The sequence below is a fragment of the Jidongwangia harbinensis genome, assembly GCF_020216025.1.
GTDB lineage: Bacteria > Actinomycetota > Actinomycetes > Mycobacteriales > Micromonosporaceae > Actinoplanes > Actinoplanes harbinensis.
Map to the genome: position 1 here is coordinate 1 of NZ_JAIWNC010000048.1, position 9,687 is coordinate 9,687.

At 74.7% G+C, this 9,687-nt stretch carries 9 protein-coding genes; 4 read left to right on the forward strand and 5 right to left on the reverse strand.

What is annotated here, in order from left to right; all coding sequences use genetic code 11:
• Positions 1 to 987 precede the first annotated feature (987 nt).
• Both LDL48_RS37705 and LDL48_RS37710 read right to left on the reverse strand, forming a co-directional pair.
• Positions 988 to 1,662, reverse strand: coding sequence for a response regulator (locus LDL48_RS37705; RefSeq protein ID WP_225259958.1), 675 nt, complete (start codon positions 1,660 to 1,662; stop codon positions 988 to 990).
• Positions 1,659 to 3,242 carry a sensor histidine kinase gene (locus LDL48_RS37710; protein WP_225259959.1) on the reverse strand — a complete coding sequence of 528 codons (1,584 nt, stop codon included), beginning with the start codon at positions 3,240 to 3,242 and terminating at the stop codon, positions 1,659 to 1,661. Before LDL48_RS37710 ends, LDL48_RS37705 begins: the two co-directional genes overlap by 4 nt.
• Before the next feature lie 219 nt (positions 3,243 to 3,461).
• Between LDL48_RS37710 and LDL48_RS37715 the strand changes: the two genes are divergently transcribed.
• On the forward strand, positions 3,462 to 3,923 hold the full coding sequence (locus LDL48_RS37715) for a DUF1707 SHOCT-like domain-containing protein (protein WP_225259960.1): 462 nt from the start codon (positions 3,462 to 3,464) through the stop codon (positions 3,921 to 3,923).
• Between the two features lie 114 nt (positions 3,924 to 4,037).
• The gene (locus tag LDL48_RS37720; protein ID WP_225259961.1) at positions 4,038 to 4,862 is read left to right on the forward strand and encodes a metal-dependent hydrolase; all 825 of its coding nucleotides are present in this window, start codon (positions 4,038 to 4,040) and stop codon (positions 4,860 to 4,862) included.
• 31 nt (positions 4,863 to 4,893) lie between these two features.
• Here the strand turns inward: LDL48_RS37720 and LDL48_RS37725 are convergent, their stop codons facing one another.
• The 3 genes from LDL48_RS37725 to LDL48_RS37735 all read right to left on the reverse strand — a co-directional run bounded on the left by LDL48_RS37725 (position 4,894) and on the right by LDL48_RS37735 (position 8,037).
• Positions 4,894 to 6,588, reverse strand: a complete 1,695-nt coding sequence (locus tag LDL48_RS37725; protein WP_225259962.1) for a bifunctional 3'-5' exonuclease/DNA polymerase — start codon at positions 6,586 to 6,588, stop codon at positions 4,894 to 4,896.
• A gap of 83 nt (positions 6,589 to 6,671) precedes the next feature.
• Positions 6,672 to 7,427, reverse strand: a complete 756-nt coding sequence (locus tag LDL48_RS37730; RefSeq protein ID WP_225259963.1) for a signal peptidase I — start codon at positions 7,425 to 7,427, stop codon at positions 6,672 to 6,674.
• A gap of 4 nt (positions 7,428 to 7,431) precedes the next feature.
• The gene (locus LDL48_RS37735; RefSeq protein WP_225259964.1) at positions 7,432 to 8,037 is read right to left on the reverse strand and encodes a hypothetical protein; all 606 of its coding nucleotides are present in this window, start codon (positions 8,035 to 8,037) and stop codon (positions 7,432 to 7,434) included.
• A gap of 247 nt (positions 8,038 to 8,284) precedes the next feature.
• Between LDL48_RS37735 and LDL48_RS37740 the strand changes: the two genes are divergently transcribed.
• Together LDL48_RS37740 and LDL48_RS37745 are read left to right on the forward strand one after the other, a co-directional pair.
• Complete coding sequence (locus tag LDL48_RS37740; protein WP_225259965.1) at positions 8,285 to 8,932, forward strand: DNRLRE domain-containing protein; 648 nt, start codon at positions 8,285 to 8,287, stop codon at positions 8,930 to 8,932.
• 72 nt (positions 8,933 to 9,004) lie between these two features.
• On the forward strand, positions 9,005 to 9,496 hold the full coding sequence (locus LDL48_RS37745; protein ID WP_225259966.1) for a hypothetical protein: 492 nt from the start codon (positions 9,005 to 9,007) through the stop codon (positions 9,494 to 9,496).
• Positions 9,497 to 9,687 lie beyond the last annotated feature (191 nt).

Below are 9,687 nucleotides of genomic sequence, written 5' to 3' on the forward strand. Positions count from 1 at the left end.
CCCCGGGCCCGGGCCGGGGGGGCCCCACCCCCCCCCACACCCCCCCCCCCCCCCCCCGGGCCCCCCCCCCCCCCCGGGGGGCCCCCCCCGACTGCGTTCCCCGGCGCGATACGCGTGCCAGCCCTCAACCCCGGGATTCTGTCCCACTTCGTTCCCGCAGTTCCGGCAGCTCGTGGAGCTCGGGTGGTGCCCATAGCCGCGCATCACATCACCGGGTGCGCCGGGGCTGCGTGGTACAGGTCCAAGGGTCGCGCGTGCTGTCGGCCGGCGACGACGCGTGGGGCTTCAAGGTGCAGAGCGCGCCGCACCTCCACACACAACGCCCACGCCACCAACGCGTGGGAACTCCCGGCACGGAGCACGCCACACCTCCACACACAACGCCCACGCCACCAACGCGTGGGAATTCCCGGCACGGAGCACGCCACACCTCCACACACAACGCCCACGCCACCAACGCGTGGGAACTCCCGGCACGGAGCACGCCGCACCTCCACACACAACGCCCACGCCGACGACGCGTGGGAACTCCCGGCACGGAGCACGCCACACCTCCACACACGCAGCGCCCGACCCCACGACACGTGGAAACTCCGGGCGCCGAGCGCGCCACATATCCACACGCAACGTCCGAGCCGACGACGCGCTGGAACTCCACGCCCCCGCGGCAGGAACGGAGCCGAAGGACGCCGCCGCCGGGCACGTCGGTCACCCGACCGTCTGCCCACCCAGCGTGCGGGCCGAAGTCGTGCAGCTGTGGTCGATATATACGACCAGGAGCCCACAAGATCGCGGCCGGCGGAAGCACAGCCGGCGATGATCGCGCGCGGGCGACGGGCCCGAGGTGCCAGCGGCTCCGACGGCGCACAGCTTCCTCAACCCCTATGCCGCCACCGGCCGGCTTCGCCCCTTCCTCGAAGCCACGCCGCCACCCTCGACCAAGCCTTCACGGATCTTGGGGGCCTGTCCCACCTGGCCAGGTGCCGGTCAGGTCAGCCAGCCGGGACGGATCAACCCGGCCTCGTACGCGTAGACCACCAACTGCGCCCGGTCCCGCGCCCCCAGCTTGATCATCGTCCGGCTCACGTGGGTCTTCGCGGTCGCCGGGCTGATCAGCAGCCGTCCGGCGATCTCGTCGTTGGAGAGTCCCTCGGCGACCAGGATCATCACTTCCCGTTCCCGCTCGGTGAGCTGCTCCAGCTCGCGCGGCGGCGGGGTGCTGCGCCCGCGTGCACCGGCGGTCGCGAACTCCCCGATCACCCGCCGGGTGACGCTCGGCGACAACAGCGCGTCGCCGGCCGCCACGGCCCGCACCGCGCGCAGCAGTTCGACCGGCTCGGTGTCCTTGACCAGGAACCCGGAGGCGCCGGTACGCAGCGCCTCGAACACGTACTCGTCCAGCTCGAACGTTGTCAGAATGACCACCCGGGTGCCGGCCAGTGCGGGTTCGGTGGCGATCCGGCGGGTCGCTTCGAGGCCGTCCACGCCCGGCATGCGGATGTCCATCAGCACCACGTCGGGGCGGTGTTCGCGGGCGAGGCGCACCGCTTCCACCCCGTCGGACGCCTCGCCGACCACCGTGAGGTCCGGTTCCGCGCCGAGCAGCGCCCGGAAGCCGGCCCGCACCAGGGCCTGGTCGTCGGCGAGCAGGACGGTGATCACGTGATCTCCTCGGTGGTGGGCAGGACGGCCGCGACCTCGAAACCGCCTTCCGCGAGCGGACCCGCGGTCAGCGTGCCACCCAGGCTTTCCGCCCGGGCCCGCATCCCGGTGATCCCGCTGCCACCCGCGACGGCACCGTCCCCGCCCGGCCCACTGTCCCGCCCGAGCCCCGACCCGGCATCCCCACCGGACCCCGAACCGCCGTCCCGCCCGAGCACCGAACCACCCTCCCGGCCACGCGCCGAACCACCGTCTCGCCCGAGCACCGAACCACCCTCCCGGCCACGCGCCGAACCACCGTCCCGCCCGAGCACCGAACCACCGCCGAGCAGGCCGGTGGCCGCGCCGAGCAGGCCGGTGACCGCCCGCCCGGCACCGTCGGCGGCGGACGGGCGCGGCCCGTCGTTGCGGACGACCAGGCGCAGTTCAGCGTCCCGGTAGTCGACGGCGACCTCAGCGGACGCCCCGGTGACCGCGTGTTTGCGGACGTTGGTCAGCGCCTCCTGCACGATCCGGTACGCCGCCCGGTCCACCTCGGCGGGCAGCGCGCGCCTCTCCCCGGTGGTCGTGGTGGTCACCGGCAGGCCCGCGTCCGCGGTCAGTTCGTCCAGGCGGTCGAGCCCGAGCGCGGGCTGCCGGGGCGCCGCCTCCTCTTCCGGGCGCAGCACGCCGAGCACCGCGCGCACCTCCCGCAGCGCCTCGGCGCTCGCCGTCTTGATCGCGGTGAGCGCCTCCCGCGCCTGCTCCGGCCGGTTGTCCATGAGGTGCAGGCCGACCCCGGCCTGCACGTTGATCAGCGAAAGGTGATGACCGAGTACGTCGTGCAGTTCACGGGCGATCCGCAGCCGTTCCTCGGACGCCTGCCGGCGCTGTTGTTCCTGACGGACGCGGGCCCGTTCCGCGCGGGTCTTGGTCGCCTCGGCCAGTTGCTCGGCCCGTGCCTTGGCGGCGCTGCCGACGAACATCGCGCCGATCAGCGCGGCGGCGAGCAGCAACGCGACGCGCAGGTCGGGCCGCGCACCCGTGGGCACTCCCAGTTCCGCGGCGAAGACCGAGGTGATCAAGAGGTACGCGAGGTAGCCGGCGACCGCCACCCCGAAGGCGGCCCGGCCCCGCCCCGCCTTGACCGCGGACGCCAGCGCGATCAGCGGCGCCACCAGGAACGTCCACCGCGGCGCCGCGAACGTGCCGAACCCGATCGACGCGGCGGCGGCGATGGCGAACACCAGCACGGGTGCCTTCCGGCGCCAGCCGAGCGCCAGCGGACCGGCCAGCAGGACCGCGTAGGCGAGCAGGTCCATCGGCCGGAACACGCCGCCGTTGTCGACCTGCGACTTGGCACCGAGCGCGTGGAAGAGGCCGGCCGCGAGGACGGCGCCGCCGGGCCAGTCGTGCTTACCCGCCGAATTCTTCCGCCCAGGCGGATGCGGCCAGCCAAGGTCACGCCCGGACTCGGCACGCCGCCACGACGGCCCCTGCCCGTCAGGGTCACGCCCCGACTCGGCACGCCGCCACGACGGCTCCTCACTCCCGGGCCCGGCGCACCGCCGTGGGGGCTCCTGCCGGTCGTGGTCTCGCACGTCTTGACCGTACGGCAGGGTCGCCGGCCCGGACATCGGCGAGCCGGCGCGGGACCGCCTACCTCCGGGGGCGTAGCCGGCCGGCCCGCCCTGCGCCCGGCGGAGTATCCGGCGCCGTCGCGGCGGTGTCTCCTGCGCCCGCGGGATGCCCCAGCGGGCCGACGCGCCCGGCCGCCGTCGACGCCACGCTGGAGTCAGTCCACCACTGGGGAGGAACCCGTGAGTACCGACGCCACCTGGTCCGGCCCGCACCGGCTGCGTACCTCCGACGCCGAGCGCGAGCAGGTCGCCACGATCCTGCGCGCCGCCATGACCGAGGGCCGGCTGACCCTGGCCGAGGGCGAGGAGCGCCTGGCCGCCGTGTACGCCGCCACCTACCGTGACGAACTCGCCCAGTACACCGCCGACCTGCCGAACGGGGGTCGCCAGGCGCTCGCGCACACCCCGGAGGCCCGGGCCGCGACACGCCGGGACGCCCGCGCGCGGGCCGGATTCGTGGTCTTCGTCGGGCTGGTGCTCACCGGCATCTGGGCGCTGTCCGGTGCGCACTTCTTCTGGCCGGCGATCCCGATGTTCTTCCTGATCATGGGCTTGCTGCGGCACCGCGAGCACGGTCCGCACGGGCACCGATACCACCACCCGCACGGAGTCGCACCCTGGAACGCGCCGGACCGCAGGTGATCCGCGACACTCCATGATGGACGTGGCGGTCGTTGTCCGCCCTCCCCCGCTCTGCGACAGTAGCCGGGTTTGCTCCCGGACCGGTCCCGGGGCACGGGGAGGATGGGCAAGACCATGATGGGTCCGTCGCATGCGCTGTCCGGGGCGTCCGCCTGGCTGGCGGGTAGCTGGGCTCTGGACCATTTCGCGGGGTACGACCAGTCGCCGCTCGCCGTGGCGGTGGGCACCGCGGTGTGCGCGGGCGGCGCGCTGCTGCCCGACCTCGACCTGTCCGGCAAGGTCACGCGCAACCAGGGCGGCGCCACGGTGGCCCGTACCTTCGGGGTCTTCTCGCTCTTCGTCGCCGAGGTGACCGAGAAGGTGTCGCTCGGCATCTACACCGCCACGAAGCTGCGGCGGGACCCGCGCCGGACGAACGGTCACCGCACGTTCACCCACACGCTGCCGTTCGCCGCGCTGGTCGGCTGGGGCACCACGGCGTTGTGCGCGCAGTACGGCAAGTGGGCGGTGGTCGGCGTCATGTTCTTCATGACCGGCCTGGCGTTGCGCGGCCTGTTCGACGAGTGGGCGGAACGGGCCGGCTGGCTGATCGTCACCCTGACCGCCGGGGTGCTGGCCTGGCTGACCGCCGCGCACCTGCCCGGCGACCGCGGATATCCGATGCTCGGGGCCGCGGTCGCGGTGGGCTGCGTGGTGCATCTGTTCGGCGACATGATCACCCGGAACGGGGTGCCGCTGCTCTGGCCGATGCCGCTGGGCGGCCGGATGTGGCGCATGATCGGCGTCCCCGACGGTCTGGCCATCAAGGTGGGCGGTCGCGGCGAGGTGCTGGTGCTGCGCGGCCTCTTCACGGTCGTCGCGCTGCTCGCCGTGTTCGGCATGTTCGCCCCGCACGTGCTGCAGCGCTTCGACCTGGACGTCTGGGCCGACGGCGGCTGACGCGACCCGGCGCCGTTCCGGACCGCCGGGGTCAGGCGTCGGCATAACACTCCACCACCGACACGTCGAGCGGGAACCGGACCGGCGTGTCGCCGAACAGCAGCCGCCCCGCCTCGGCGGCGCCGGCGTGCACGGCGGCCACCACCGCGTCAGCCTGCTCCTCGGGGCAGTGCACCACCACCTCGTCGTGCACGAAGAACACCAGCTCGGCCTTGCTGCCCTCGATCGCGGTGCGCAGCGTGGCCAGCAGCACCAGCGCCCACTCCGCCGCGGTCGCCTGGATGACGAAGTTGCGGGTGAACCGGCCCCGTGCCCGGCCGGACGCGCCGCCCTGCGGTGACTCGGCGGAGCCGACCTCCTCGGGCGGGTCGAGGCCGGCGTCGCGCCAGGCCGTGGACGCCGGTGGGCAGGTGCGACCGAGCCAGGATCGGACCAGTCCGCCCGCCTCCCCGGTGCGCGCGGCGGACTCGACGTACTCGAAGGCGGTCGGATAGCTCTGCCGCAGCACCGCCAGAGCGGGGATGGCGGCGCCACCGGTCTGGCCGTACATGGCGCCGAGCAGGGCCAGCTTGGCGCGGGCGCGGTCGCCGTCGAACGACTGGGTGGCCAGCGCGGCGTAGAGGTCGCCCGCGCTCGCGGCCGCGGCCAGGCCCTCGTCGCCGGAGACCGCGGCGAGCACGCGCGGTTCGAGCTGGCCGGCGTCGGCGACCACGAACCGCCAGCCCGGGTCGGCCACCACCGCCCGGCGGACCACCTTGGGCACCTGCAGCGCGCCGCCGCCGCGGGTGGCCCAGCGGCCGGAGACCACGCCGCCCGGCACGTACTCCGGGCGGAACCGGCCCCCGCTGATCCAGGAGTCCAGCCAGGTCCACCCGTGTGCGGTCCAGATGCGGTACAGCTCCTTGTACTCCAGCAGCGGCCGGACCGCCGGATGCTCGACCTTGCGCAGCACCCAGGCCCGGGTGTTCGGCACCTCGATGCCGGCCCGGGCGAAGGCGCGCAGCACCTCGGCCGGCGAGTCCGGATGCAGGCCGTGCACGCCGAACGCCTGGTTGACCTCGGCGGCCAGCTCGGCGATCCGGCGGGGCGGCCCGACCGGCTGCGGCGGCCCGAGCAGCTCCCGCAGCAGGTCGTCGTGCAGGTCGGCACGCCACGGCAGCCCGGCGTGGCCCATCTCCGCACCGACCAGTGCACCGGCCGACTCCGCGGCGACCAGCAGGCGGAACCGCCCCGGTGGACCGGCGGCGGCGCAGCGGCGGTGCTGGTCGGCGTACACCTCGGTGAGAGCCTGCAGCGGGTCGAACCCGGCGGCGGCCGGCGGCGCGCTCGCGGTCTCGAAGAGGGCGCCCTGGCTCAGGCCCGGCGGCTCGGGCTGGCGGGGCGGTGGATCGGGCGGCACCGGGCGGCCGGTGTGCCGGGCCCAGGCCGCGGCCAGCGCCCGTGGCTCGCCCCAGCGGCCGTCGTGGCCGAGCAGCAGCGCCTCGGTCAGCTCGGCGTCGTGGCAGCGGCGCACCCGCACTCCGGCCCGCAGCAGCGCCGGATAGAGGTCGGCGGTGGCCGCCCACAGCCAGCGGACCGTCCCGGTGGCCTCCCGTTCCCGGATGGCGGCCGCCAGATCCGGGACCGCCTCCACCGGGCCGGCCGGTGTGCCGTCGGGCCGCAGAACCTGCAGCCGGCCGCCCCCGTGTGCGCCCGCTCCGCCCTCCGCCGTCACCCCGATCAACACGCCGTCATTCTGCCGCCGGGGTACGACACTTTCCCGCCATGACCCGGGTGCGCAGCAAGGACGGCCGAACGAGCGGGGTTCGCTCACGCCGCGACCGGCACCCGGCGGTGCCGGGCAGCGCCGACGCGGTGGGAGCGGGCGCAGCGGTGGAAGCGGGCGCAGCGGTGAGAGCGGGCGCAGCGAGGGAAGCGGGCACCGCGGTGGAAGCGGGCACCGCGGTGGAAGCGGGCACCGCGGTGGAAGCGGACGCCGCGTCGGAAGCGGGGGCCGCGCGGGAAGCGGGCTCCCGCGGACGTCGCGCCAGGCGGGCGTCCGGGCACCCGGTCCTCGGTGAGCACCAGCAGCACCGCGGCACCGGCCAGCGCGGCCACCGGTGCCGCCGCGGCGGCCCAGTCACCCTGGCGGACCAGCGCGACGCGGCCCACGTACGGAATCAGCAGCCGGCCCACACCGCGCACCCGGTCGCGCGGCACCGGGTCGGAGTCGGGCACCGGATTGGCGTCGCCCCGGGTGATCAGCCGGCCGTCCGGGGTGTGCTCGACCACCCGGTGCGACAACAGGGTGCCCGGGCGGGCCGGGTTCTCGAACACCACCACCTGCCCGGGGCGCGGGTCCGCCGGACCCAGCGGCGAGTACACCACCACGTCCCCGGCACTGATCACCGGCGACATCGAACCGCTGGTGATCACGGCGGCCCGCCAGCCGACGGCCAGCGGCACCAGGGACCAGACCAGGGTGGCGGCGTACGCGCTCAGGCAGGCGACGGCGACCGCGCGCACGAGCAGCCGGGCGGACGTCATCGCGCGACGCCCGCCCACGGTGCCCGGTGACGCGGCCACCGGATCAGGTCGACTGCGCTGCCCAACTGAACGCGATCTCCACGTCGGTGCCCGAACCTCCGGTGGTGGCCATCGGCAGGCTGTAGGTCAGGCGGTAGGTCCGGGTGTCCGTGCCGGTCGGCGACCAGGTCCCGTAGTAACCGGTGGCGAACGAGCTGTGCGCGCCGGCGCCGAACGCGGTGTCGGCGGTCTGCGCGTTGATCAGCGTGCTGGTCGCGGTGAAGCCGGCACAGGACGCGTGGTCGCCGCCGGTACCCTCCTCCAGCGTCAGCACCAGGTACTGCCCGAGGCCGGTCGAGGCGTACGTCGACGCGTACACCTTCACCTGCGCGGCCAGCGAACCGGAGTAGGTCACCTCGACGCACCTCGTGCCGCTGTCGCCCGGCGCCAGGTTGGACGTTCCGCTGGTGAAGATCAGCTGACCGGCGCGCTCGTTGGTGATGGCGACCCCGCCGCTGTCGAACGTGTTGGCGGTGACGCTGGTCTGCGCGCTGTACGCCGCCTGCGACGCCTGCCAGACCAGCGCGCCGCTGCCGAGGAAACCGAGCACGACGGCGACGGCGACCAGCGGCAGCCGCCGGACCGGGCGGAGCGAGTGTCTCGGGATCATCTGTTCCTCACCTCGGCGTGGGCATCACCTGGAAGCGCTCCCAGATGAGACGACGTTGGGCCGCCCGGGTAGCAGAACGGTTCGCCCCCGGGTGCCGCCCGGTTGCGGGGCCCGAATCCCCGGTGTCCCAGATCGCACCGGGCAACGCCTCAGGTTCCGCCGCGGGCGCCCGACTGCCCAAGAGCGAAACCATCTTCGGTACGACGAGAGGGGTCCCGTGGCGCGCCACCGGCGGCGAGGCGGCGGCGTGAGCCGGCCGGTCCGGGCCGTCGCGGCGCTCGCCGTCCTGACCGCGGTCGCCACGCTGGCCTGGCAGCCGTCCGGCGCCCGCTACACCGCGGGTACGGCGGCCGCCGCCCAGACCTGGAGCCGGGCCGCCTCCACCTGCGCCAGCCCCGGCACCCAGACGCTCGACGCGGTCGCGGACTCGTACATCGACCAGGCGTTGCCGACGACCACCAAGGGCACCGCCAGCCAGATCCAGGTCGCCTCGTCCAGCGCCGCCAACCGGCGCGGCCTGATCCGGTTCACCCTGCCCGCGCCGGGCACCGGCTGCATCCTCACCGCCGCACACCTCAACCTCACGGTCGGCACCCCCACCGCCGGGCGCACGGTACAGGTCCTCACCGTCGCGTCCGCCTGGACCGAGGCCGCGGTCACCTGGAACACCCAGCCGGCCACCACCGGCAGCCCGGTCTCCATCGTGGCCACGTTGCCCAACGGGGGCGTGGAAAGCTGGAACGTCCTGGCCCAGACGCAGGCACAGTACGCCGGCGGCGGGTACGGCTGGCTGATCCGCGACGCCACCGAGAACGACACCGGCGGGCAGGCGTACTACGCCCGGGAGTACCCGATGGTGGCCAGGCGCCCGGCGCTGGTGCTGACCTTCGCCTAGGCACCGTGCAACACGATCGGCCCGGCCGGCCACGCGCCGACGGTCCCGGCGGTACGGGCCGCGGATCTCGCCATGGCGGCACGCCGCGACCATCGGGCGGTGGCGGTGTTCCTCACGCCGATCGGCTACTTCACGTGTGACCTCTCCGGGACGCCGGACGGCGTGGAGAGCAGCGGCAGCGCCGGCGGCGAGCGGTGGTTGTCGCGGGACTGGATGCCGGGTCCGGTGCAGCGGTTGAGCGCGTCATCGACGGAGATCGACGGCGGCGAGGTGATCGTGGCCGGCCGGGTCAGCGACCGGGTACGCCGGCTCGTCCTGGACCACGGGAACGGACACACCACGGTGGCGCGCCTGGAGCGCGGCGTGTTCGGGCTGATCAGCGACGGCGAGGTGGCGGAGACGGCCGAGCTGGTCGCCTACACGGCGGACGGCGGCGAGGCCGGCCGGCGCCGGCTGTTCCCGCCGACCGGCGCGGACCGGCGGTGCTACGTGGACCCGTCCGGCACCGTCGTCCACGGCGACCCGGACCCGCCGTGCCGGCCCGCCGAACCCTGGACCCGGTAGCCGGACCTCCGCGGGGTGATCCCGGTAGGCCGTGGGGCGGCGGTGTTCGTGGCCGGCGAGGTGGCGCGGCCGTTCCCGCTCCCCGTCGCGGTAGCGTCCGACCACCTCGGTGGAGCACAACGGCGTTGGGGTTACCCCGGGGCGCGCCCCAGGGTAAACCACCCCGCTATCACGGGCCCCCCCCCGGGGCC